The following is a 25,573-nucleotide window of genomic DNA, read 5'->3' as shown; positions in this document are numbered from 1 at the left end:
AAGGCCATTTAAGGGATGGAGGGAATGACCATGTCAAATGCCAAGCCTTGGATTGCCAATTACCCGCCCGAAACTGCGCCGTCATTGGATTACCCCCGTGTTCCTTTGACGCATTTTCTGGAGCAGTCTGCAGCTATGTATCCAGACAGTAACGCGATCTATTTCATGGGAAAAAGCATTACGTATCGAGAGCTTTTGCAGTTGTCATACCAATTTGCCAATGCATTGATCAAACGCGGTGTAAAGAAAGGGGACCGCGTGGCGATTATGCTGCCAAATACTCCACAAGCCGTCATCAGTTACTACGGGGCGCTTTTTGCAGGTGCTATCGTGGTCATGACCAACCCGCTGTATACCGAGCGAGAATTGATTCACCAAATGAACGATTCAGGCGCCGAGACCATCATCACACTGGATTTGTTGTACAAACGTGTTACCCAAGTCCGTGCATCTACCTCACTTCAACGAATCATCATCACAAGCATTGGCGATTTCCTTCCCTTATTGAAAAAATGGCTATACCCGTTCGTACAGAAGAAACAAGGACAAAATCCGCAGGTTACATATAGCGCAGATATTGAGCCTTTTCTTTCCGTGTTAAAAGAAAGCGCTACCAAGCCTGCTGAAGTACCAGTCGATCCGACCCAGGACATCGCGCTCCTCCAGTATACAGGGGGGACAACAGGTGTTGCCAAAGGCGTCATGTTGACGCACGCCAATCTCATTGCGAATGCAGTCCAGTGCCAAGCGGTCCTTTACAAGCTGAAAAAGGGAAAGGAACGGATTCTGTGTGTGCTCCCGCTGTTCCACGTGTATGGGATGACTACCGTGATGAACAAAGGCATTTGTATCGCAGCAGAAATTATTCTCGTTCCCAAATTCGACGTGAAGCAAATATTTGAAATGATAGACAAGCGCAAGCCCACTCTTTTCCCAGGGGCACCCACCATGTATATCGGTCTCATCAACCACCCAGACTTGAAAAAGCATGATCTGTCTTCCATCGAAGCATGTGTCAGTGGATCAGCTCCGTTGCCGGTCGAAGTGAAGCTCAAATTTGAGGAGTTGACGGGTGGCAAGCTGGTCGAGGGGTATGGGATGACAGAGGCTTCTCCCGTAACTCATTCCAATCCCATTTGGGAAAAAGGCATTACGGGAAGCATCGGAATGCCGTGGCCAGATACGGATTGCCGAATTGTGGACCCAGCAACAGGAGAAGAGATGCCCCAAGGCGAGGTCGGGGAGTTGGCCGTAAAAGGACCCCAAGTCATGCTCGGCTACTGGAATCGCCCAGAGGATACTGCTGCCGTATTAAGGGATGGCTGGTTTTTGACGGGAGATATGGGCTATATGGACGAAAACGGCTATTTCTATATCGTAGATCGCAAAAAAGACATGATTATCGCTGGCGGCTTTAATATTTATCCGCGCGAAGTAGAAGAAGTGCTGTTTGAGCATCCTGCCATCCAGGAGGCAGCAGTCATCGGTGTTCCAGACCCGTACCGGGGCGAAACAGTGAAAGCATTCGTCGTTTTCAAGGATGGACAACTCGCGAGTGAAGAGGATCTGGAATCGCATTGCAGACAGAGACTCGCCGCCTATAAGATTCCGAGACAATACGAGATTCGTACAGATTTGCCCAAAACCATGGTCGGAAAAGTATTGCGTCGCCAATTACAAGAAGAAGACAAGAAGAAAAGGGAAGCCCAAGAAGAAATCAAAACGAGCTAGTGTAGCTGATGTTTTGAGGCTTGCGATCCCAGGCGGAAAGCGGCCTTTTTTGCTGGCCTCTTGCGATTGACAGAGGAGTGGCCCTGTATTACACTAATTATGAATGAGTGATCATTCATTTCGTCATCAATGTTAGTAAACATGGAGGTAGTTATGGCAAAGAAAACGGGGGAAAAGTATCAAGCCATTATTGATGCTGCTGTTCGAGTAATCGCCAGACAGGGCTATTACAGTGCCCAGGTATCGAAAATTGCGAAAGAGGCGAAGGTAGCAGACGGCACCATATACCTCTATTTTGAAAACAAGGATGATATTTTGATTTCACTGTTTAACGAAAAGATGGGCCAGTTTGTGGAGACAAACCGCAAACGCATTTCGGAAGCGACGACCATTGAGCAAAAGCTGTATGTACTCATTCATGCACACTTGAGCCAGCTATCGAATGACCATGATCTGGCAAAAGTGACGCAAATCGAGCTACGCCAATCCAGTCCGGTCATTAGTGAAGGAATCGGCAACGTGATGAAGCAGTATTTTAACCTCATTGACGAAGTGATCGTAGAGGGTATGGAGCAGGGCGTATTCCGATCTGATCTCGAGGTGCGGATTACGCGCAAAATGATTTTTGGAACGCTGGACGAAGTGACAACATCTTGGGTGATGAAACAGTGCAAGTACGACCTTGTCTCTTATGTTGATTCCATTCATAACCTCTTCCTGCTTGGTATGAAGGGAAAAGAATGAAAAGAAAAGCTTTTTTTGCATGAAAACGTTTGTTACAATGGAAACAGTAAGACTGAGCGATCGCTCGGAATGAATAGTAGCTGTTTTTTATATATGGGGAGAGTTTGGGGGGAGAGGAATGGCGTCGCATTGGAATGTAGAAATCGTTGATCGCGTTGCTACGGTTACGATCAGCAACCCGCCTGCTAACGCACTCAGTCAAGCAGTGCTCGGTCAATTGAGTGAACTTTTGGACCAGTGGGAAAATAACGATGAAATCAAAGCAATCGTTTTGACTGGTGAAGGTCGGTTTTTCATTGCAGGAGCGGACATCAAAGAATTTACCCAACTGAATCGGGATAATGCAGAAGAAATGGCGAAGAAGGGTCAAGCATTGTTTAATCGCATGGAAACGTTCCCGAAGCCAATCATTGCAGCAATTAACGGCGCTTGCCTTGGTGGAGGACTGGAGCTTGCGTTGGCGTGCCATATCCGCTTGGCAGCACCTGAAGCCAAGCTCGGGCTGCCAGAGTTGAATCTCGGACTCATTCCAGGGTACGGGGGGACGCAACGTCTACCGCGTCTGGTTGGTCGAGGCAAAGCGACACAGATGATTCTCACATCAGAGATGATCGGTGGCGAGGAAGCATTGCGTATCGGTCTTGTGGAAGCGGTTTATCCCGTAGAGCAGTTGCTCGCAGAAGCACAAAAGCTGGCGGCTGTTTTCGCAAGTAAGAGCGCGATTACCCTGAAGTTTGCCCTAGCGTCCATCCATAACACAACGGAGCTGTCGCTGTCACAAGGCTTGGAGCAAGAAGCAAAGCTCTTTGGTGATGCTTTCGCGACGGAGGACGTAAAAGAAGGCGTGACTGCATTTCTCGAAAAGCGCAAGCCGCAATTCGCAGATCGGTAGTTAAGCATATAGCTTCACAAGTATGAGGTACCACTAAGGAGGAGGCATCCTGATGAATATCGTGGTTGTGTTGAAACAGACGTTTGACACAGAAGAAAAAATCGTCATCCAAAACGGACAAATTTCCGAAGATGGCGTTGAATTCATCATTAATCCCTACGATGAGTACGCTGTAGAAGAGGCAATCAAGCTCAAGGAAGAGCACGGCGGCGAAGTAACCGTGATCAGCGTCGGACCAGACCGTGCTGAAAGTGCCCTGCGCACTGCTTTGGCAATGGGCGCAGACAAGGCTGTTCTGGTGGATGACGAGTCTCTGTTTGGAGACGAATTCACCATCGCCAAAGTATTGGCGGCAGTAGCGAAAAAGGTTGGCTTCGATATCATCATTGGTGGACAAATGGCTGTAGACTCCGGGGCTGGCCAAGGCGGTCCTCGTCTGGCAGAAGAACTGGGAATCAACCATGTATCGACTGCTGTGAAGCTAGAGGTGGACGGGACGAATGTACGCGTAGAGCGCGATGTAGAAGGGGACCTGGAAGTCGTGGAGACGAGCCTTCCTGTTTTGATTACGGCTCAGCAAGGACTCAACGAGCCGCGCTATCCTTCTCTCCCAGGTATCATGAAAGCGAAGAAAAAACCTTTGGATAGACTCGGCGCTGACGATTTGGGAATTACTGCGGATGAGGTAAAAGCAAAGACAGAAATCGTCGATCAGACATTGCCTCCGAAAAAGCAGGCGGGCCGCATTCTCTCTGGCGAATTGGCAGCTCAAACGTCGGAATTGGTGCAACTGTTGCGCAATGAAGCGAAAGTGATCTAAGCGAGAGGGAGAGGATATCCATGAAAAAAGTACTTGTATTGGCAGAAGTACGTGACGGACAACTTCGCAACGTGTCGCTGGAAGCATTGACTGCAGCACAAGCATTGGCTGAGGGCGGCGAAATTGTAGCAGGTGTATTCGGAGCAGATTCAGCAGCGCATGCAGTGACATTGGGTCAGCATGGTGCGAGCACGGTATATACGGCTGATCATACAGCGCTGGCGCAATACACGCCAGATGCGTATGTGCAGGCACTCACTCAGTTGATTGAGCTGGCTTCTCCAGATGCAGTGGTTTTGGGTCACACGGCGATCGGTCGTGATATCGCACCTCGCGTAGCAGCGAGACTTGGCTACGGTCTGATTTCGGACGTAACAAGTGTAGAAGCGGGACCAGTATTTGTTCGCCCGATCTATGCAGGAAAAGCGACGCAAACACGCAAATTCGTTGATGGAACAACCTTTATTACGATTCGTCCAAACAACATTGCCATCGGCGCTGCTGACCCTTCGAAAACGGCAGTGGTGGTACCAGTTGAACTGGAAATCAAGGATTTGCGGACGATTGTAAAAGATGTGGTAAGAAAAACAAGCGGCAAAGTAGACCTTTCCGAAGCAAAAGTCGTGATCTCCGGTGGGCGTGGCGTGAAAAGTGCAGATGGCTTCCAGCCGTTGTACGATTTGGCGGAAGTGCTCGGTGCAGCTGTTGGTGCTTCTCGTGGCGCTTGCGACGCAGACTATTGCGACTACTCCATGCAGATCGGACAGACAGGTAAGGTGGTTACACCTGATTTGTATATCGCTTGCGGGATTTCGGGAGCGATTCAGCACTTGGCTGGTATGTCCAGCTCGAAGGTCATTGTTGCCATCAACAAAGATCCGGAAGCGCCAATCTTCCAAGTGGCTGATTACGGTATCGTAGGTGACTTGTTCGAAGTGCTGCCATTGCTGACGGCAGAGTTTAAAAATGTATTGGTTTAACAGAAAGATGATGACTAGGCGCTCCTTTTGGGGGCGCTTTTTTTGTCCTTGGCTCTTACTTTATGCTTTCCTTGCTTGGTATAATAGGGGATAAGGAAGGTGATCGGAATGAGCGAGGAGCTTTTGCAACAACTCATTCACATGGTTGCTGAGAATAATCGGCTTGTAAAAGAGGTACAGCAGGATGTGCGTGACTTTAAGAAAGAGATGTATGATTTTCGGGATGAGATGTACGCGTTTCGAGAAGAGATGTACGCGTTTCGAGAAGAGATGTACGCATTTCGAGAAGAGATGTACGCATTTCGAGAAGAGATGTACGCATTTCGAGATGAGATGTACGCGTTTCGAGATGAAATGTACGAATTCCGCGATGACGCTACGCGCCGATTAGACAGATTGGAACGCCAAAATAAACATATCGATGCAGACCTTGATCTGCTGCATCGGAAAGTTAGTGACCACGAACGGGAGATTAACCGGCTCAAACAAGTCGGGCAATAAGGTGCGGTCAGACTGGACAGACTATAACGAGAAGTGCAGGGCAAAGTGTGGAGCGGCGTAGTCAATTTGGTGTTTGAATGATATACTGATAACCGTTAGGAACCTTTATTTAGTAATTGAAATTCAAGGAGGTAACTTCTATGGCAATTGTAAATGCTACCGACCAAAACTTTTCCCAGGAAGTAGAGCAAGGCGGTACAGTCCTGGTTGACTTCTGGGCTCCATGGTGCGGCCCTTGCAAAATGATCGCTCCTGTACTGGAGCAAATCGACGGTGAAGTGGGCTCCCAGCTCAAAATCGTCAAAGTAAACGTGGATGACAACCCAGATTCTGCTGGTCGTTTTGGCGTAATGTCCATCCCAACCCTGATCGTATTCAAAGACGGTCAACCAGTTGACAAAGTGATTGGCTTCCAACCAAAAGAAGCGCTCATGGCAACTGTAGGGAAACATCTGTAAGAGTAAAGCAACGAATGAAGCGGCATAGTCATGTGCCGCTTTTTCTTATGTTTGAAAACGGAATTCTGAACGATCGTTTGTCAAAAAATTAAGTTTACTTGAGCGAAAATAATTGCGTTTTTAGAATACTTTGATTAAACTTCATATATTCAATTTATTTCGAGAATAGAGGGGGCTTTTCTAATGAAGGGATTTCATTTGATGCGCTCGCTGGCGGCAATCTCGCTAGGGGCAGTATTGATGGTCGGATGTTCGAGCGGAGGAAATACAACTGCTCCTGCGGCAGGAGAAAGTGGCTCTGGACAAGCCGCCTACGGACAAGAGATTCAAGCGAAAATTGGCGTCGTTGGTTTCCTTTCAGGATCTGGTGCAGCTTATGGAGAAGCGCAAAAAGCAGGATTGGAGCTGGCGTTGGGCGAGCTGAATGAAGCGAACAAAGGTAAGCTCAAGATTGAACTGAAGTTTGAAGACTCCGCCGGAGAAAAAGAAGGCGCGATTAATGCGGTAAATAAACTGATTAATCAGGATAATGTCGTGGCGATTATCGGACCGACACTTTCCGGGGAAATGTTTGCTGCAGGACCAGTAGCAAACGAGGCGGAGACTCCGATTTTTGGTATCTCCAACACGTCAGAAGGAATCAATGATATCGGGGAGTACGTCTTCCGCAATTCATTGCCTGAGTCCATTGCAATCCCGACAGCTATGAAAGCAGCCGTGGAGAAAAATGGCTTGAAAAAAGTAGCACTCATCCATGCATCCAACGATGACTTCTCCGTGAATGGCTACAAGGTCATGAAAGCAACCGCTGAAAAGCTGGGCTTGGAGATTACCGGTGAAGCGACTTTTGCAAATGGCGACGTAGACTTTTCGGCACAATTGACCAAGCTGAAGCAAACAAACCCAGATGCTTTGCTTGTGTCCGCCTTGTACAAAGAAGGCTCCATGGTTGTGAAAAAAGCACGCGAATTAGGCTTTACAGGGACAATTCTTGGTGGGAATGGTTTTAATAATCCGAAAGTTTTTGAAATTGCAGGTTCAGCTGCTGAGGGCTTGATCGTTGCGACTCCATTCAGTCCTGAAAAGAAAGATGATAAAGTACAAGCCTTTGTAAAAGCATTCGAAGCCAAATATAACAAAAAGCCTGATCAGTTCGCAGCTCAAGCGTACGACTCGCTATACATTATGTCGCAGTCACTGCTTGCCGCAGGAAAAGCAGATCGCGAAGAGTTGCGCGGCCAATTGGCTCAGCTGAAAGACTTCACAGGTGTATCCGGCAAACTGTCCTTTGACGAGAAACGCAATCCGATTGGTGATGCGGTTGTCGTTGTCGCAAAAGAAGGCAAATTCGTCCCGTTTGAATAGGATCGAGCCCGGGGTCGCTCCGGGCTTCTTTTTCTATCGGTTATCTCGCTGGATCAGAAAGTACCAGATCATGTTCTTCGCTTGCTGATCCAGCGAGAATAACTCAATCATCGTGGGATGGTAACGACTTAACAGTGAGGTGAGGCATTTGTTTTGGCAGCAATTAGTCAATGGTTTGACAGTTGGTAGCACTTATTCATTGATCGCATTGGGATATACGCTCATTTTTGGTGTCTTGGGAATCATTAATATGGCACACGGCCAAATTTTTATTTTTGGATCACTAGTTGGCTTGGTATTGATGACCAGCCTTAATATGCCTTTAGGGGTAGCGCTGATCGTGGCAGTCGTCATATCGGCGATCTTGGGTCTTGTACTGGAGTATACAGCGCTTCGCCCCCTTCGCAAGAAAAATGTACCTCATCTGGCATCCTTGATCAGTACGATCGGATTTGCCATTTTGATGGAGGAAGCCATGCACAAGTTTTTCGGTGCTGACTCCCGTGCGTTTCCACAATCCTTCGGGGATACCACTTTTGATCTGGGCATCATTCAAATTCGCAGTGTTGATCTCGTTATTTTGGGGATTTCTGTGTTGCTGATGTTCGTCCTGCATTTTTGGATTCAAAAAACGAAAATGGGAAAAGCGATTCGCGCGACGGCTGAAAATACGGATACCGCAAATATTTTGGGGATTAACACAAATATGGTCATTGTCGTGACCGTCATGCTTGCCTCGGCACTGGGAGGTGTCGCCGGCATATTGATCGGGATGGCGTATTCCGCTCTCATTCCGACGATGGGGATGACGCTTGGCTTCAAAGGTTTGGCCGTTTTGATTTTAGGCGGAGTAGGCAGCATTCCTGGAGCTATGGTGTGCGGCGTATTGCTCGGAATTATCGAGGTGTTTACTGTCGCGTACGGTGACTCGTCGTATCGGGATGCGGTTGCTTTTGGCTTGATCATTCTCATTTTGCTCTTGAAGCCGGAAGGACTATTTGGACGCAAAGCGTAAGGGAGGTGCAGACATTGGACATTCTCAATCCATATAACTTACAAGTACTGACTTTTATCTTGTTAAACAGTATTTTGGCGATCAGTATTTACATTACGCTCTCGACGGGCCAGCTTTCCTTGGGACATGCGGGCTTTATGAGCATTGGCGCTTTTACAGCGAGTATTTTGACGAAGCAAGCGGACGTACCGCTGTTTATCGCCATCATAATCGGAGGACTGGTAGCAGGACTGATTGCACTGTTGATCGGTGCTCCGACATTGAAGCTCCACGGCTTGTACCTGGCAATTGCTACGCTTGGCTTTGGTGAAGTGATTCGCGTTATTTTTCTTAATATGGAGATAACAAACGGGGCTCTTGGATTGACCGGACTTCAATCGGTTGGGAATTATTTGTACGATTTTGAAAAAGCAATGGGGTTAAAAGCGCAAACTCTTGGCATTTCGGTCATGCAAATGAAGTCGTTATCGACCTTTGTGTTTATGCTGCTCCTGTTTGCCTTCGTTCTTTTCTTGACGCTGCGTCTGAACCGTTCGCGTCTTGGGCGTGCTTTTGAAGCGATCAAAGCAGATGAAACGGCGGCACGAGCGATGGGATTGCAAGTCAATTATTATAAAATGCTTGCTTTTGTGATCGGTTCAATTTTGGCAGGGGTATGTGGAGGATTGTTCGCCCACATTACGACGACGATTACGCCAGATGATTTTAACTATCATAAAGTCGTAGAAATTCTGTCTTATGCCGTGATCGGCGGCAGCGAAGTCGTATGGGGGCCGCTGTTTGGTGCCTTGGTTCTTACGGCGCTGCCGGAGGTGCTGCGTGGTTTGGCAGAGTATAAAATGCTCATGTACGGTTTGATCATGGTCGGTGTAATGGCATTCCGTCCGCATGGCTTGATCGGTGCCGATACGTTCCAAAAGCTGTTCAAGCGTCGTCGGGGCAAATCATCGGAGAAGGAAGCGAAGGGGGGAGTATAAGATGTTGCTGGAACTTGCGAACGTAGGAAAAAGCTTTGGCGGCATCACCGCTCTTCGTGACGTTTCTTTTACTGTCGGAGAGGGCGAAATTGTCGGCTTGATCGGTCCGAATGGTGCGGGGAAAACGACCATTTTCAATATGGCAACGGGCATATTCGAACCAACAACGGGTACCTTTTCTTTTGCCGGACAAAAGCTAAACGGCATGGCGCCAAACAAAATTACCGAAATGGGGATTGCAAGGACGTTCCAAAATATTCGCCTATTCGGTCACATGAGTGCATTGGACAACGTGAAGGTGGGATGTCATTCGCGCATGAAGGCAGGCTTCTGGGCTTCCCTTTTAAAAACACCGGGACAACGTGCGGAAGAAAAAGCGGTTACCAAAAAAGCCGAGGAGCTACTCGAATTCGTAGGCTTGTCTGACATTGCTAATGTCCGCTCGGATACATTGGCTTACGGTCAACAACGACGTCTGGAGATTGCACGGGCACTGGCTACTGAACCAAAACTCTTGCTGTTGGACGAGCCTGCTGCCGGAATGATCGAGACCGAGACGAAAGCACTCATGGAGCTGGTCAAAAAAATTCGCGATGACGGGACGACTGTCCTGTTGGTCGAACACGATATGGGATTGGTCATGAATCTGTGTGAAAAGGTCGTATGTATCAACTTTGGGGTCAAAATTGCTGACGGTACCCCGGCAGAGGTACAAAACAATCCAGATGTGATTGAAGCCTACCTCGGCAAGGAGGACGAATAAGATGCTGAACATCCAAAACTTGACGACCTCCTACGGTCAAATCAAGGCGATTCGCGGGATTACGCTGGAAGTGCCTGAGGGCAAAATCGTCTCGCTGATCGGTGCGAACGGAGCGGGCAAAACCACGACCATGCGTACAATCGCAGGTCAACTGAAGCCAGAAGCAGGGACGATTACGTTTTGTGGTCAACGCATAGAGGGTTCGAGACCCCATCAAATCGTAAAAGCCGGACTGGCGTTGGTTCCAGAAGGGCGTGCGATCCTCGGAAAGATGACCGTTCTGGAAAACCTGGAAATGGGTGCATTCCAACGCAACGATGCACAAGGCATCAAGGACGACATGGAAAAGATGATGATCTGGTTCCCTATCCTCAAGGAGCGGCTTTCCCAATTGGGAGGGACGATGTCTGGCGGTCAGCAGCAAATGCTAGCCATTGCTCGTGCATTGATGTCTCGCCCGAAGCTGCTGCTTTTGGACGAGCCGTCGATGGGCTTGGCTCCTATCGTGGTGGCGGACATTTTCAAGGTAATCAAAGAAATCAATGCGGAAGGTACGACCGTCCTTATCGTGGAGCAAAATGTCAAACAGGCCCTCAAAATCGCTGATTACGGGTATGTGCTGGAGGCAGGGCAAATCGTATTGGACGGCACAGGAGAAGCGTTGTTAAACGACGAGCGTGTAAAAGAGGCATATTTGGGCGGTCGCAAGCACTAGGTCTGCCTATAAAAAACTGTCGCCATGGAATGAGGCGGCAGTTTTTTTCGTATTGATTCCATGGTACTATGAAGGGTAGAACGTATATTCTCTTATCATGCGAAAAAGGGAAGGAAGCCGGATACGATGCCAACCAAATTGACGAGAGAGCAAATTGAATATCTTGTTCATCAAGTACAGCGTTACTATAAAGAAGAACGGTCAGAGACACTCGGCAATTTGGAGACGGAAGAGTTGATTGCCTTTTTTTCAAAAGAGCTCGGTCCCTTCTATTACAACCAAGGGGTGCAAGACAGCCGCAAGCTGCTGGTGGAACGGATGAGTTCCTTGGAAGATGAACTGTATGTATTGGAAAAGCCAATTCACAAGAACAAATAGATGCAAGGCAGATATAGAGCAAAGAGGAGGGAGCAGCCATGAACAGCTCCTTAAAAGATAAACTGGCCGTCCTGCCAGATAAGCCAGGCTGCTACCTGATGAAAAATGCGAGCGGGGAAATCATTTACGTAGGAAAAGCCAAGGTGCTGAAAAACCGCGTCCGCTCGTATTTTACAGGCAGTCATAACGGGAAGACGCAGCTGCTGGTCAGTGAGATCGTGGATTTTGAGTACATTGTGGTATCCTCAGCGATCGAGGCGCTCATCCTCGAGTGCAACCTGATCAAAGAGCACGATCCGCGCTACAATGTCATGCTTCGCGATGACAAGACGTATCCGTATATCAAAATTACGAATGAGGCGCAGCCACGTCTGGAGATTACCCGTAAAGTATTAAAAGATAAAGCCAAATATTTCGGTCCATATCCGAATGCCGGAGATGCCTCCGAGGTAAAGAAGCTGCTGGATCGCCTCTATCCGTTGCGAAAATGCCGCAATATGCCCAAGCAGGTTTGTCTTTACTACCATTTGGGGCAATGTCTTGCGCCCTGTGTGTACGAGGTTTCGGCTGAGGAAAATCAGCGTTTGGTGGATGAAATCAGCCGCTTCCTCGAAGGTGGCCATGAGGAAATGAAGCAAACCCTCACGGAAAAAATGCTCCAAGCCGCAGAAAACATGGAGTTCGAACGAGCCAAGGAATATCGCGATCAGATCAAGAGCATCGAAGCGGTGATGGAGAAGCAGAAGATCACGTTCACCGATACGGTAGACCGCGATATTATCGGGTTTGCTGTGGAAAAAGGCTGGATGTGCATTCAGGTGTTCTATATGCGAAAAGGGAAGATGATCGAGCGTCAGACGACTTCCTTTCCATACTATGGCAGCGAAACCGAAGACTTCATGTCTTATGTGAGCCAGTTCTACTACGATAAGCAAAATGCGCTGCCGAAAGAAATTTTGCTCCCGCAAGAGAGTGAACCAGAGCTTTTGAGTGAATGGCTGGGCATCAAAGTCCATGCGCCGAAAAGAGGCAAAAAGCATGAGCTCGTGAAGATGGCTTCCGAGAACGCCCGCATTGCTTTGCAGGAGAAGTTCGCCCTGATGTCTAAAGACGATGCTCGGACGGTCCAAGCGGTGCATAATCTTGGTCACATTTTAGGGATTCCGGTTCCTCATCGAATTGAAGCGTTTGACAACTCCAACATTCAAGGAACAGAGCCTGTGTCTGCGATGATTGTCTTTACAGACGGGCGCCCTGACAAAAAGGAATACCGCAAATTCAAGATCAAAACCGTCGAAGGACCAGATGATTACGGCTCCATGCGAGAAGTCGTTCGGCGACGTTATTCTCGCTTGCTAAAAGAAAACCAGCCAATGCCCGACTTGATTGTGATTGATGGTGGAAAAGGCCAAATCAGTGCGGCTATGGACGTTCTGGAAAACGAGCTGGGTCTTTATATTCCCGTCTGTGGACTCGCGAAAGACGAGAAGCACCGTACTGCTCAGCTCATGTACGGAGATCCGCCAGAGCCTGTGAATCTTAGACGTGACAGCTATGAGTTTTATTTGTTGCAGCGCATCCAAGACGAAGTCCACCGTTTTGTTATTACGTTCCATAGACAATCCCGGACCAAAACGATGCTCTCGTCGCAATTGGATGAGATCCCGGGTATCGGTGAAAAGCGGCGCAAGCTGTTGTTCTCTCATTTTGGCTCTTTGAAGAAAATGCGCGAGGCGACCGTCGAAGACTTCCGCCAATTAGGGATCGGCGACAAGCTGGCAAAAGAAATCATCGGGCATCTGCGCAAGCTCGATACTTAGCAAATGTAACTTTTGGAGTAACCTTTAAAAAGGAATTGATCCATTTTTAGACTCATGATATAATCCGATTCAAACAGAATAGTTAGCCTCACTTCCATTATGGAGTGAGGTAGAGGCGCGAAAACCAAGAGTACCACCCTGAGATCGGGTATCTGTGAAGGGGACGGGAAAGGGGAATTCGCCGAAGTGTGGAGGGAAACCCGCTTTTCTCCATGCTGGGTCTGCGTTGAACAAATGCAGGACTGTCATCTGCACAATGACCAATTGTCAGATGGAGAGCTATCTCACGGTGTGTCAATGTGAGTTTTGATGGTGATGACTGTCAATCTTCGTTGTCCGCGTGTATTGGGAGGGAGGAACCGGTATGTCGAAACAGTAGGCAGCGGCAGGTCTTATTCCTTGTCGGTGCCTTTTTTGTAAAATAAAAATGCAAGACTTTTCCTTATAGAGAAAATAGTGAAAAACCATACGATACGAGATAAATACCAACATTGGATATGAGAAAAAGGGAGAGAAGCCGCATGGGGTTGATCGTGCAGAAATACGGAGGCACCTCTGTAGGTACCATTGAGCGAATTTTACGAGTTGCGGATCGAATTATCAGCTACAAAGAGGAAGGACATGATGTGGTAGTCGTTGTCTCTGCGATGGGGAAATCTACTGACGTATTGGTAGACATGGCCAAGCAGATTAGCGCATACCCATCCGAGCGTGAAATGGATATGCTGCTGACCACGGGGGAGCAAGTATCGATCGCGCTTTTGTCGATGGCCTTGCATACAAAAGGCTACGACGCTATTTCTCTTACGGGCTGGCAAGCTGGAATCACCACGGAGGCGATTCACGGAAGAGCGCGGATCAAGCAGATTGATCCCGAGCGGATTCAATCCGAGCTCGGACGCGGTCGTGTGGTCATCGTGGCAGGATTCCAAGGGATCAGTGACGAAGGTGAAATTACGACGCTCGGCCGCGGTGGATCGGATACATCTGCGGTTACACTTGCAGCGAGCTTGAACGCTGAGAAATGCGAAATCTTTACAGACGTTTCCGGGGTGTATACAGCTGATCCACGAATGGTTCCAGCTGCGAGCAAGCTGGATACGATCTCGTATGATGAGATGCTGGAGCTGGCGAACCTCGGTGCAGGGGTTCTTCATCCTAGGTCAGTAGAGGCTGCGAAAAAATACAAGGTAAGGCTGGTCGTCCGCTCTAGCTTTACTGCCGAAGAGGGTACGTACGTTGAGGAGGTTGCCAACATGGAAACAGGTAGAGTAGTAAGTGGAGTTGCACATGATGAAGATGTAGCCAAAATCACGGTTGTCGGCATGCCTGCCAAGGTCGGGACGCTCTCCCGTCTGTTCAATACGCTGGCAGACAACCAGGTGAACGTCGATATTATTATCCAAAGCTCTTATGATGCGACTGTTACGAATATTTCTTTTACAGTTGCAGCGGATGACCTGAAAAAAGCACTGGATACGCTGGACAGAAACAAAAACGAGCTTGGTTTTGAAAAAGTCGATTTCGAGGAAAGCTTGACCAAAGTATCCATTGTTGGCTCCGGAATGATCAACAATCCAGGGGTTGCTGCCGAAATGTTCCGCGTTCTGGCAGAAAAAGAAATTTCTATTAAAATGGTATCTACATCTGATATCAAGGTTTCTTGCGTCATTCCAGCAGCCTTGACGGAGCTGGCTGTTCGCAGTCTGCATTCGGCCTATGGTCTGGATGTTGAGGAAACCGCAGTCGTGCACGGCGTATAAAAAATGGATGCTCCCTCTCCCTTCCTTATAGGTAGAGGGGGCATTTTGTTCATGACGCCACTTGTACGGAGATACGTATGTCAGAAGAGCTTTCCATTTCGATTTTGCTAAACGTTTCTCTTTCTTTCCACTGCTCAATCATACCAGCGATGATCCCGGCTTCAAAGGAAAGACTGCATCCTAGTCTTTCTATAGACTGATAGTTAAAAATGGAATGAGTGAGTGAATAGACGATCGTTTGATTGGTCTCCTCCACGACGTCTAGCTGGCCTAATCCGAGCCGAATAAAAGGCATAATCGGACCTGTTGCAGATTGAATGGGGATTTGGCGGCCCATATTTTTTCCTATCCAATAGAGAATATGGTTTTCACTGTCGCCTAGCAGGGTACTAGTCAGCGTTTCGCGTAGAAGATGATAGCCAAGGTAGGGCATATTCATTCTTTCCGCATAGGGAATGGTCTCTGGCGGCAACAGTGCTGCAAGCTGATCCTTCTCTTTCATATGTGCTTCCCTCCTGTCTGTACTAGATTATGAGAAGGGACTCGCATTCATGACATCGTAAGAGAAAAAATAGCTGGACTAAACAAAGTTATTCTATCAATGTATTTAGTACATTGATTGTCTTGACGCTCTGTGTCGACAAGAGTACAATTGGATTTGGTCAAAGTTTTGCCCAACTTTTTCTCGTATTTTGACACATTCCGACAAATTCATTTGATCTAGTGAACGCAGTCTTTTTGTGAACGGCTTCAAGACGCTGTACATAAAATGATCGTGGCGGTTTTGCTATGTCTAATGGGTGAGGCAATGGGTTAGGATATTGGGGAAAGGTCTATCAAAACGGTCGAAGCCGTTTTGGACCGCTTGCGGTGACGCTTGACGTTTTTCACAGAATTGAGAGTTACATACATTGAAAGGGGGACCATTGTATGGCGAAAGGCCATAGCTTTCTCAGTCACAAGCTCCACTCACTTCTTGGTTTGTTTCCGATCGGGCTCTTCCTGCTGTTTCACTTGACAGCCAACTACCAAGCGACCCGTGGAGCCGAAGCTTTTAATCAAACAGTTGGTTTGATTGAAAATGTTCCATTCGTATTGGTGCTTGAATTTGTTTTTATCTACCTCCCGATCCTGTTTCACGCTGTTTACGGTCTCTACATTGCGCTCCAAGCTAAGCAAAACGTAGGGAACTTCGGTTACTTCCGAAATCAAATGTTCTTGTGGCAACGTGTTACAGGAGTCATTACCCTCATTTTTATTGTTTGGCACGTTTGGGAAACTCGTATCCAAAAAGCAATGGGTGCACACGTGGATTTTGACATGATGGCAAACATTTTAAGCAGTCCTGCAATGATCGTATTCTACACAATCGGGATTATTAGCACGACTTTCCACTTCTCCAACGGACTGTGGTCGTTCCTGGTTCACTGGGGAATTACAGTTGGGCCGCGTTCCCAGCGCATTGCAACATTCCTGACTTTGGGCGTATTCGTAGTTGTAACCTTCATCGGCTTGCGTGCGATGTCGGCTTTCATTTTGTAGGGATAGGGGGACAAAACTCATGGCAAAAGGTAAACTGATCATTGTCGGTGGAGGTTTGGCCGGCTTGATGGCTACCATCAAAGCAGCAGAAAAAGGCGTTCCTGTTCAGCTGTTCTCCCTGGTTCCGGTAAAACGTTCCCACTCTGTCTGTGCGCAGGGCGGTATTAACGGTGCGGTAAATACCAAAGGGGAAGGCGACTCCACATGGGAGCACTTCGACGATACAGTATATGGCGGAGACTTCTTGGCAAACCAACCGCCAGTTAAAGCAATGTGCGATGCAGCACCTGGCATCATCTATATGTTGGACCGTATGGGCGTTATGTTTAACCGTACGCCAGAAGGTCTGTTGGACTTCCGTCGTTTCGGGGGAACCAAGCATCACCGTACCGCTTTTGCGGGTGCGACAACTGGACAACAGCTCTTGTACGCATTGGACGAACAAGTACGCCGTTATGAAGCTGAAGGTCTGGTAACCAAGTACGAATATTGGGATTTCCTCGGAGCCGTTTTGGACGATACAGGAACCTGTCGCGGGATTACTGCACAAAACATGCGTTCCGGTGAAATTCAATCCTTCCGTGCGGATGCCGTTATTTTGGCAACAGGCGGACCTGGTATCATCTTCGGTAAATCGACGAACTCGATTATCAATACAGGTACAGCAGCGTCTGCGGCGTATCAACAAGGGGTTATCTACTCCAATGGTGAGATGATCCAAATTCACCCAACTGCAATCCCGGGCGACGACAAGCTTCGTCTGATGTCCGAGTCTGCTCGTGGTGAAGGTGGTCGTGTATGGACGTACAGAGACGGTAAGCCTTGGTACTTCCTGGAAGATAAATACCCTGCATACGGAAACCTGGTTCCGCGTGACATCGCGACTCGCGAAATCTTCTCCGTTTGCGTAGACATGAAGCTGGGTATCAACGGCGAAAACATGGTATACCTCGACCTGTCCCACAAAGATCCAAAAGAACTGGATGTAAAATTGGGCGGTATTATCGAGATTTACGAAAAATTCGTTGGGGATGACCCACGTAAAGTTCCAATGAAGATTTTCCCTGCGGTTCACTACTCCATGGGCGGTATGTGGGTAGACTACAACCAAATGACCAATATCCCTGGTTTGTTTGCAGCAGGTGAGTGCGATTACTCTCAGCACGGTGCAAACCGTTTGGGTGCGAACTCCCTCTTGTCCGCAATCTATGGCGGTATGGTAGCAGGTCCAAAAGCGATCGAGTACATCAAAGGCTTGAACCAATCCTCTGATGATCTGTCTTCCACGCTCTTCGACGGCTTCACAAGCAAAGAGCAGGCGAAATACGACAGCATCCTGAAAATGGACGGAACAGAAAATGCTTACCTGATCCACAAAGAACTGGGTGAGTGGATGACTGACAACGTAACGGTAGTTCGTTACAACGACCGTCTGCAAAAAACGGATGATAAGATCGTTGAACTGATGGAACGCTACAAGAAAATCAACATCAACGATACGAATAAATGGAGCAACTCTGGTGCGGCGTTTACCCGCCATCTGTGGAACATGCTCGTACTGTCCCGCGCGATCACAATCGGTGCGCTCAAGCGTGACGAGAGCCGCGGTGCTCACTACAAGCCTGACTTCCCTGAGCGTGATGACGAAAACTTCATGAAGACGACAATGGCGAAGTTCAATGCTGAAACGACTGCGCCTGAAATCTACTATGAAGACATCGACGTATCCCTGATCGCACCACGTAAACGTGACTATACGTCTGACAAGAAGCATTAAGAGAGGAGGAAACTGATCATGGCAGAAAAATTGATTCATTTGATTATCACTCGTCAAGATAGCCCTGACAGCACTCCGTACAAGGAAGAGTTCAAAATCCCTTACCGTCCTGGTATGAACGTGATCAGTGCTTTGATGGAGATTCAACGTAATCCACTCAACGCACAAGGTCAAAAAACGTCTCCAGTAAACTGGGAATCGAACTGCTTGGAAGAAGTATGCGGTGCGTGCTCGATGGTTATTAACGGAAGACCGCGTCAAGCGTGCTCGGCACTGGTTGATAAACTGGAACAGCCGATACGTCTTGAGCCAATGAGCACCTTCCCTGTACAGCGTGACTTGTCGATTGACCGCAGCCGCATGTTCGATGCGCTGAAACGCGTAAAAGCGTGGGTTCCAATCGATGGTACGCATGACCTGGGACCAGGTCCTCGCATGCCGGAAGTTGAGCGTCAATGGGCGTACGAGCTTTCGAAGTGCATGACGTGCGGTGTTTGCTTGGAAGCTTGCCCGAACGTGAATGCGAAGTCTGACTTCATCGGTCCGTTTGCGATTTCGCAGGTTCGTCTGTTCAACCAGCATCCAACGGGTATGATGAACAAGCATGAGCGTCTGGAAGCTCTGATGGAAGATGGCGGTATCGGTGATTGCGGTAACTCGCAAAACTGCGTACAGGCATGTCCAAAAGGCATTCCGCTGACAACTTCGATTGCTCACATGAACAAAGAAACAACCAAACATGCAGTGAAGAAGTTCTTCTTCTCCTAATTGTTTGCAATAGAAAAGGCGTGCACCGGTGATCCGGAATGCACGCCTTTTTTCCATGTCGCTGTAGTGGAGAGAAGAATATTTCCAGTCCAGGCTCCAGGCTCCGTCCTGCTGGGGGGTAGACTGGCCGCTCCGAAGGGATTTGCGGGGAAACGCAAAAGTGGTAGCCGCTTCGTCGCGTGGGCACGTTGCGTTTCTGTTGCCCGCAAATCCCTTCTCCGCTGGGTGGGACTCCACAAGTCGCTACGTCTGGAAATATTCTTCTCTGTCGTGACTTACTGCATTCTTCAATCTTTTAATGCTTTTAAAACCCGTTAACACGGAAAGTTCGTAGAGGAAACAGGAGAAAAAAGCGAAGATCTTTGGTACACCGACCGAGACGCAATGCAAAAAGCGAAACACGCTCTTAAGCGTCCACCTCTGAGAAGCATCCTGAAAGGACCACTTTGGACGCGGTTTCGCTTTTTGCATGGAGGCGGGCAGTGAATCCGCCAGCGGGTGGGACAAGAATCTGAGCGTTCTCTCCTGTTTTCTCCCCACCACAATATCAACGTACAATGAGTTTATTCAATTCGTCTCGATAACCGCCGCCACCGCCAGCTTTTCAAAGATGCTGACGAACTGCTGGAGTTCATCCTCGCTGAGGTGAGAAAACATTTTATTTAGTTGTTCTCTCCGATTCTGCTTGGCTACTTGCAAAATTTTTTTGCCAGAATCACGCAAGCTGATGTAAACAACTCGGCGATCTTCCTCATCACGATCACGGGCGACGAAGCCGTGTTTATCCAAACGGTCGACCATTGCTGTGATTGCGCTTGGTTTGACCCCCATTGATTCAGCCAACTCTCCAACCGTGCATTTTTCCTTCTGTTCCAACTGATGAAGAATGTAAAATTGCGGGCCAGTTAAACCCGATACAGGTTCAGCTAATTGCGTTCCCATCGTGCGCATAATGGTACGAAACGCCTCCTGCAAGCGCTCAAGCGTATCTGTAGAAGGGGAAGGCATTGCTCGTATCATCTCCTTATTTGATCTATTTCTTCGTGAGCGAGAATATTTGATATGTAATATTTAACGCACTTAAATATAGGCAGAAAATACATCGTTTGTCAACCTTCGCGAAAAGAAGGGAATACCCAAGCGATTCCTAGTGAAAACTGAAAACATAATGGAATGACTTCCAGCAAGGGGGCAAACGATGAAGAAAAAGGTATGCAGCATTGGATTGATATTGGCTTTGCTTCCCGCAACGACTGTGAGCACAACAGCGTTTGAAGGAACGGCGACCATTCGTACGCAGATTTTACAGGATCTCGCGGATATGCACCAGCCATTACATACAGGCAAGGCGGACAAGGAATATAAAGCGAAAGCAGATGAATGGCAACGACAAGAACTGCTACTGCGAGGTGAGCAATTAAAATCCGCGCCTGTCGATTCGCTGGAAATGATTGAGGCGACTAAGGCTTGGGAGGAAGCGGGGGTAAAAGGGGAAGGGATGCTCGTTTCCGTGATCGATACGGGAGTCAATCCGCGCCACCCCGATTTGCCTGCCCCACATGATAAGCGTTCAGCCATGCAAAAATCAGGCTCTTCCCAGAAGGTGATCCCTGGCTTTAACTGGGCTGACCGAACGCAAACAACGGAAGACGTTTCGGAATCTCAGCATGGTATCCATGTGGCGGGAATTATTGGTGCCAACGGAAAAGTAAAAGGGGTTGCTCCCGAAGCACAGCTCATTAGCCAAAAAGTATTTTCCAACTATCAAAGCGAGGTACCTGGGCTAGGTGAATCGATTTTATTTGCAATCAATGATTCCATTACGAAAAAAGCAGATGTCATCAACTTGAGTCTCGGTTCCTCAGCGGGTTATGTGGATGAAACAAATGTGGAGCAAATGGCTGTGAAGCGAGCAGTCGACAATGGGATCGTAGTAGTGGCAGCCGCCGGCAATGATGCGTATTTCGGCAGTGATAAGGTACGAGCACAGAATCCGGATATCGCTATGATCGGTTCTCCAGGCTTGAGTCCTGATGCGTTTTCAGTTGCTTCTGTCAACGCTACAGCACTGGCTGGCTATAGCTTTACGGTGCAAGGAGTACCCGGTATGGAGAAAGTCGTGTATTTATCGGGCTATGTGGAAGGCGGGGGTGCAATAAACCCAGTCATGACGCTGATGAAGCCGTATCCGCTCGTCTATATGGGGAAAGGGAAGAAGGAAGACTACAATGTTTCCGTAAAAGATAAAGTGGTATTGCTCGAGCGAGGGGACATTTCATTTGACGAAAAGCTGCGTCTCGCCAAAGAAGCAGGAGCAGTTGGTGCTGTCATCTACAACAATGAAATGGGACCATTGATTATCAGTGCGGAGCATGCCAAACAAATCCCGGCTGTTTCAATTTTGAAGCACATGGGCGAGCAAATGGCACAAGCGATTAAAAAAGGCAAGAAAGTGACCGTCTCCTTTAACGGTGAATATGGACAAAATCCAATGCCCTACCCAGACGGTGGAACGATCTCTGCTTTTTCATCATGGGGACCAACGCCCGATTTGCAGTTCAAACCGGAGATTGCAGCTCCAGGTGGGGGCATCTTGTCACTCACGCGAGAGTCTGAATATGCCGTGAAAAGTGGTACTTCAATGGCGACGCCACATGTGGCAGGAGGAATGGCTTTGCTGAAGCAAGGCTATCTCAAGCAAGGGCGGAACCTGCAAGGCAGATCGCTAGTCGATACGTTAAAGGCTGCGGCTATGAATACAGCAGAGCCGATTATCGATCCGCAAATCAGCGTGGCAGCAGCGGATAAAGAGAAAGCAAAAAAAGTACCTTACAGCCCACGGGTTCAAGGGGCAGGTGTGATGCAAATCGCAAAAGCGATCAAGACCCCAGCCATCGTTGTGACTGCAAAAGGAAAAGCAGGCGTCTCGTTAGGAGAGATCGGGAATTCAACGACCTTTTCTCTGTTTATCAATAACAAGTTTGGCAAAAAGCCGATTACGTATCAACTGCAAAATGAGTTTGGCGTCTTGACTGACTTGCGCAAGAATGGGCTCAACATGCTGACCGATACTCTTTTCGAGGGGGCAGAACTGCAATTTTCCGCACCGAAGATTACCGTTGCCCCAGGGAAGTTAGAGGAAGTGAAGGTAACGCTCACGATTCCGCAAGGCTCCGCACGCAATCAATTTGCAGAAGGATTTATTTCCTTTCAACCAGATGATAAGGAGCTGCCTACGTTGCGCACGCCGTTTTATGGCTTCTATGGCGATTGGGATGAACCAAGGATTATGGATCAGCCCGTATGGGAGGCAGAAAGCCAGGAAAAACGCACAGGTGTCAAGACAACCTGGTATCATGATAAACGCAATGACAAGTGGCGCTATCGCGATTATCTGGGAGTTACAGGTGTCAAAGCCGATGGCGGTGCGAAAGTCGATCCCAATCATATTGCCTTTTCGCCAAACGGGGATGGGCATTATGATGTCGCTGCTCCTTCGATTACGTTTTTGCGGAATGCCCGACATATTATCGTCGAAGTAACAGACCAGTCAGGCAAGCCGATTCGCACTCTTGTTCGTGATGAAAAGGTGAGTAAGTTCGACCAATCCAAGCTGGGGACCCCATACTATTATACGGAAAAGGAAGCGTGGAGCTGGGACGGAAAGATCTTTTCACCGCAAAAAGGCGCCTATATACAGGCACCTGATGGGCAGTACCAATTCTCTATTAAGGCCAAAATAGACGATCGCAATGCAAATTGGCAATCGATGACACTTCCCATCCGTGTGGATACAAAAGCTCCTGTAATTACAGCTTCTGTGTCAGGAAATCGGGTTCAGTGGAGTAGCCGTGATAAAGATATCCAGGCCTATTTCCTTTATGTAAACGGCAAAAGAGTAGGAGGACCCTATTCTCCAAAAGTGTCCAGCACACTCATTAATCAGCCGGATAAAAAAATGAGTGTGGTAGCGTATGATTACGCGGGGAATATCAGTGTGGCACATATAAACGGGAAAAGCGACAGCACCCCGCCATTTGTGGAGTTCCCGGATGATTTGTTTCCTTATTTGAAAATATCCAAGCAGCCGGATGTGGCCTTCAGGGGCAAAGTGACAGGCGAGGATATGATGGACAGAGTACGCTTGTCGATTAACAAAACGCCTGTAAAGCTCGCGACGGATGGATCATTTGAAACCATCCTTCGATTAACGGAAGGTCTCAATTATGTGATGTACAGTGCGATGGATATGTATGGAAACAAGCGCCAATTCACGCAGCGGGTCATTGTCGATACGAGTCCTCCGACATTGCAATTGCTAAACGATGGCAGCGAAGACGTACAGTTCGATCCAGCGACCAAGAACATGCTGGTTCCGGTGCGCTTCATGTACAGAGATCAAACCTACAAAGGTCAGGTAAGTATCAACGGGCAAATCGTGTCCTACTTTGAAGAAGAGCAATTGGAAATCCCTGCGCAAAAATACGTAACGCAAATTTTGAGTATGAAGCAGGGAGAAAATCGCATTTTACTCGAAGGAAAAGACGGCGCAGGCAATCAAAGCATGCTAATGGTGTATGCGTATGTGGATGCAAATGCAGGGGCTGTTGTCATAAGCAATGGGGAGCAGCGTATATCCTACAAGGCGCGAACAGTGCCAGCTCCGACGATACAGCTTCCTAACAAACAGCTGGAAGGGCAGGAAGGCGAAGCGCTGCCCATCGAAGGGAAAGTGACAGGTGCTGGTGCTGTTAACCTCCAAATCAACTACGGATCAAAGAGCTTTCAGACCAACGCGAATGATCATGGGCTTTTTCGCTTGGTGCTTCATGAGGTAGAGGAAGGCAAGCAAAAACTGACGGTTGTTGCTACCGATGCGCTGGGTAGGGAAGCCCGAGCGGAGATGAACGTCGTCGGAAAGAAAAAATAGGCTAGCTGGCCCGTCAGTAGCAGATAAACGGCTATTGCCGGGCCAAATTTTTTTTTGGAGGATACTATTTGATGTTTTACCACGGGATCAATTGGGAATATGTTACGAGAGAGTACCCAGTGCTCTCACCGAGAAGGACAGCCAGAAGGAAGCGTGGAGCAGAGCAATTGTTGGATCGCATTCATCTGATCGAACAATTCGGTTTGGAGCCTGTTCATTTGCTTGAGGCCGATGAGCATTACGATGATGTCCGCTGTATACAGGAATGCTTGGAATTTGGGGATACTGTTTTTGCCTTTGATCAAGTCGAGCTACCGATGTGGCAATTGAGTAAGCATGAGGTCGGTGTAGAAATATTAGACTTGCGAACGTGCACGACCATCTATACCATTCGTCATGAGACAAAAGTAGAGGATTATTTTCCCGGCATACCTTGTTTTCGTGACCTTATGCCTATGAAGTTTTCGTAATCCTATTGCATCTGCCAAAAAGCGACATTATGATAGTCCTATACGAGTACAACCTCTAAGAGTGAATTGCCCGGGAAAGGAAGAGAATGCAGATGATAGTCCAGTACCTTGATCCATTTCTTGAATCAGCTTCGTCCGTGATTCAACAAGTATGCAATGTCGACATTTCGCGTGGAGAGTTAGCTGAAAGAGAATGGAGCCATGTAGAAGGCCATACATGGATTCGAATCGGAATGACAGGCCAATTACAAGGTGAGGTCTTTTTCGGTCTGCAAGAGGAATTGGCTTTGCGCATTGTCTCGGCCATGATGGGCGGCTATCCCGTGCAAGAGATGGATGAGCTCGGTAAAAGTGCCATTTCCGAGTTAGGGAACATGATTTCCGGGAATGCGAGCACGCTTTTATCCAATCGAGGTGTTATTGTAGACATTACCCCGCCCTTATTTCTACACCAGCATGACTTGAAAGACATGGCAGGGACAGCATTGACTGCACCGCTCGATCTTCATGACATGGGCAGACTGGATATTCAAATAATTGTGATAAGATAGGGCGGCTAATGGCCGTCTTTTTTGTGAAGGATACGTACCCACGCTTTATCATTCAAAGGAGGGATAAAAAGAGATGGATCATTACTTCTCGATCTGCTCAGCTGAGATGTATTACGAGAAATACATGGCCTTTTTATTGGAAAATTACGACCAGCTTCGCATGCCATATTCCTATCCTGTGGCGCTCAGTTTTCTGGCGAGTCCTGTTTTACTGGAGGGGAAAGCATTTCTTTGCTTCAACGATGACGATGAAGTGATCGGTGCCTTTTCATATGTTTACGGGACAGGTGAAAATCAGTACGAAGATAAGCATATCGTTCAAATTCAGGTGGTCTATTTTTTGGAACAGTATCGCAGCAGGCGCCTTTTTTTGCACGCCCTTCAGTATGTAACCGAGTATATTGCCTATATGGAGGAGGACGTGAAGGAGTTTCGTTTCTGGGCTTCCTCGGACGACTCTTTACGCAAATTGTTTACCAAGATTGCAGAACGGGTAGCTTCTGTGGAAACGGCAAACGGTCCATTGGATGAATATCGCGCATCTTTTTTGGCTTGGCAATCCTATGCAGCACGGTTTCAACATGAACCATTTTTCTAATCCAAGAAGGAGACG

Annotated in this window: 24 protein-coding genes and 1 riboswitch; of the genes, 22 read left to right on the top strand and 2 right to left on the bottom strand. The window is 48.0% G+C overall.

Features of this window, described 5'->3' with window-relative positions; all coding sequences use genetic code 11:
* Positions 1-30: 30 nt before the first annotated feature.
* The 15 genes from M3630_RS06630 (at position 31) to M3630_RS06560 (ending at position 14,922) form a co-directional block, all read left to right on the top strand.
* Positions 31-1,731, top strand: coding sequence for a long-chain-fatty-acid--CoA ligase (locus M3630_RS06630; protein ID WP_251251617.1), 1,701 nt, complete (start codon positions 31-33; stop codon positions 1,729-1,731).
* A gap of 153 nt (positions 1,732-1,884) precedes the next feature.
* Positions 1,885-2,475 carry a fatty acid metabolism transcriptional regulator FadR gene (locus M3630_RS06625; RefSeq protein WP_047071034.1) on the top strand — a complete coding sequence of 197 codons (591 nt, stop codon included), beginning with the start codon at positions 1,885-1,887 and terminating at the stop codon, positions 2,473-2,475.
* Positions 2,476-2,593: 118 nt separating this feature from the next.
* Positions 2,594-3,367, top strand: a complete 774-nt coding sequence (locus tag M3630_RS06620) for an enoyl-CoA hydratase (RefSeq protein ID WP_173608617.1) — start codon at positions 2,594-2,596, stop codon at positions 3,365-3,367.
* A 52-nt stretch (positions 3,368-3,419) separates the two neighbouring features.
* Positions 3,420-4,187, top strand: a complete 768-nt coding sequence (locus tag M3630_RS06615) for an electron transfer flavoprotein subunit beta/FixA family protein (RefSeq protein WP_088906589.1) — start codon at positions 3,420-3,422, stop codon at positions 4,185-4,187.
* A 20-nt stretch (positions 4,188-4,207) separates the two neighbouring features.
* A complete protein-coding gene (locus tag M3630_RS06610; protein WP_251251616.1) occupies positions 4,208-5,167 on the top strand; it encodes an electron transfer flavoprotein subunit alpha/FixB family protein in 960 nt (319 codons plus the stop codon).
* 108 nt (positions 5,168-5,275) lie between these two features.
* Complete coding sequence (locus M3630_RS06605; protein WP_251251673.1) at positions 5,276-5,668, top strand: hypothetical protein; 393 nt, start codon at positions 5,276-5,278, stop codon at positions 5,666-5,668.
* Between the two features lie 140 nt (positions 5,669-5,808).
* Entirely contained in the window at positions 5,809-6,126 is a 318-nt protein-coding gene (gene trxA, locus M3630_RS06600; protein WP_007722428.1) for a thioredoxin, read from the top strand.
* Positions 6,127-6,309: 183 nt separating this feature from the next.
* Complete coding sequence (locus M3630_RS06595; RefSeq protein ID WP_251251615.1) at positions 6,310-7,491, top strand: ABC transporter substrate-binding protein; 1,182 nt, start codon at positions 6,310-6,312, stop codon at positions 7,489-7,491.
* 148 nt (positions 7,492-7,639) lie between these two features.
* Complete coding sequence (locus M3630_RS06590; protein ID WP_173608613.1) at positions 7,640-8,506, top strand: branched-chain amino acid ABC transporter permease; 867 nt, start codon at positions 7,640-7,642, stop codon at positions 8,504-8,506.
* A gap of 5 nt (positions 8,507-8,511) precedes the next feature.
* The gene (locus M3630_RS06585; RefSeq protein ID WP_251251614.1) at positions 8,512-9,483 is read left to right on the top strand and encodes a branched-chain amino acid ABC transporter permease; all 972 of its coding nucleotides are present in this window, start codon (positions 8,512-8,514) and stop codon (positions 9,481-9,483) included.
* A gap of 1 nt (position 9,484) precedes the next feature.
* On the top strand, positions 9,485-10,246 hold the full coding sequence (locus tag M3630_RS06580; protein ID WP_251251613.1) for an ABC transporter ATP-binding protein: 762 nt from the start codon (positions 9,485-9,487) through the stop codon (positions 10,244-10,246).
* Position 10,247: 1 nt separating this feature from the next.
* Complete coding sequence (locus tag M3630_RS06575; RefSeq protein ID WP_251251612.1) at positions 10,248-10,961, top strand: ABC transporter ATP-binding protein; 714 nt, start codon at positions 10,248-10,250, stop codon at positions 10,959-10,961.
* A gap of 126 nt (positions 10,962-11,087) precedes the next feature.
* A complete protein-coding gene (locus M3630_RS06570; protein ID WP_251251611.1) occupies positions 11,088-11,339 on the top strand; it encodes a DUF2164 domain-containing protein in 252 nt (83 codons plus the stop codon).
* Between the two features lie 38 nt (positions 11,340-11,377).
* The gene (uvrC, locus tag M3630_RS06565; RefSeq protein WP_251251610.1) at positions 11,378-13,159 is read left to right on the top strand and encodes an excinuclease ABC subunit UvrC; all 1,782 of its coding nucleotides are present in this window, start codon (positions 11,378-11,380) and stop codon (positions 13,157-13,159) included.
* A 102-nt stretch (positions 13,160-13,261) separates the two neighbouring features.
* Positions 13,262-13,449: riboswitch (Lysine riboswitch) on the top strand.
* 231 nt (positions 13,450-13,680) lie between these two features.
* A complete protein-coding gene (locus M3630_RS06560) occupies positions 13,681-14,922 on the top strand; it encodes an aspartate kinase (protein WP_251251609.1) in 1,242 nt (413 codons plus the stop codon).
* Positions 14,923-14,971: 49 nt separating this feature from the next.
* Here the strand turns inward: M3630_RS06560 and M3630_RS06555 are convergent, their stop codons facing one another.
* Positions 14,972-15,424: a YslB family protein gene (locus tag M3630_RS06555; protein WP_251251608.1), complete on the bottom strand. Its 453-nt coding sequence runs from the start codon at positions 15,422-15,424 to the stop codon at positions 14,972-14,974.
* Positions 15,425-15,852: 428 nt separating this feature from the next.
* On the opposite strand from M3630_RS06555, the gene M3630_RS06550 reads away from it, so the two are divergent.
* The 3 genes from M3630_RS06550 to sdhB are packed head-to-tail and all read left to right on the top strand — an operon-like array spanning position 15,853 to position 19,009.
* Positions 15,853-16,464 (top strand): succinate dehydrogenase cytochrome b558 subunit, encoded by a 612-nt coding sequence (locus tag M3630_RS06550; RefSeq protein WP_251251607.1) that lies wholly within the window; start codon positions 15,853-15,855, stop codon positions 16,462-16,464.
* Between the two features lie 19 nt (positions 16,465-16,483).
* Positions 16,484-18,241 (top strand): succinate dehydrogenase flavoprotein subunit, encoded by a 1,758-nt coding sequence (gene sdhA / locus M3630_RS06545; protein WP_173608606.1) that lies wholly within the window; start codon positions 16,484-16,486, stop codon positions 18,239-18,241.
* Positions 18,242-18,259: 18 nt separating this feature from the next.
* The gene (gene sdhB / locus M3630_RS06540; RefSeq protein WP_012685406.1) at positions 18,260-19,009 is read left to right on the top strand and encodes a succinate dehydrogenase iron-sulfur subunit; all 750 of its coding nucleotides are present in this window, start codon (positions 18,260-18,262) and stop codon (positions 19,007-19,009) included.
* Positions 19,010-19,576: 567 nt separating this feature from the next.
* Here sdhB and M3630_RS06535 read toward each other — a convergent pair.
* On the bottom strand, positions 19,577-20,017 hold the full coding sequence (locus M3630_RS06535; RefSeq protein WP_251251606.1) for a MarR family winged helix-turn-helix transcriptional regulator: 441 nt from the start codon (positions 20,015-20,017) through the stop codon (positions 19,577-19,579).
* Positions 20,018-20,207: 190 nt separating this feature from the next.
* Between M3630_RS06535 and M3630_RS30935 the strand changes: the two genes are divergently transcribed.
* The 4 genes from M3630_RS30935 (at position 20,208) to M3630_RS06510 (ending at position 25,558) form a co-directional block, all read left to right on the top strand.
* Positions 20,208-23,939 (top strand): S8 family serine peptidase, encoded by a 3,732-nt coding sequence (locus M3630_RS30935; RefSeq protein WP_285860277.1) that lies wholly within the window; start codon positions 20,208-20,210, stop codon positions 23,937-23,939.
* 71 nt (positions 23,940-24,010) lie between these two features.
* A complete protein-coding gene (locus tag M3630_RS06520; protein WP_221867750.1) occupies positions 24,011-24,409 on the top strand; it encodes a hypothetical protein in 399 nt (132 codons plus the stop codon).
* A 92-nt stretch (positions 24,410-24,501) separates the two neighbouring features.
* Positions 24,502-24,960 carry a chemotaxis protein CheX gene (locus M3630_RS06515; protein ID WP_056497752.1) on the top strand — a complete coding sequence of 153 codons (459 nt, stop codon included), beginning with the start codon at positions 24,502-24,504 and terminating at the stop codon, positions 24,958-24,960.
* 73 nt (positions 24,961-25,033) lie between these two features.
* The gene (locus tag M3630_RS06510) at positions 25,034-25,558 is read left to right on the top strand and encodes a hypothetical protein (protein ID WP_251251605.1); all 525 of its coding nucleotides are present in this window, start codon (positions 25,034-25,036) and stop codon (positions 25,556-25,558) included.
* Positions 25,559-25,573: the final 15 nt, after the last annotated feature.

It is taken from the genome of Brevibacillus sp. MER 51 (assembly GCF_023714195.1).
GTDB lineage: Bacteria > Bacillota > Bacilli > Brevibacillales > Brevibacillaceae > Brevibacillus.
The sequence above is the reverse complement of the archived record's forward strand: the minus strand, read 5'-3'. Positions and strand labels throughout refer to the sequence as shown.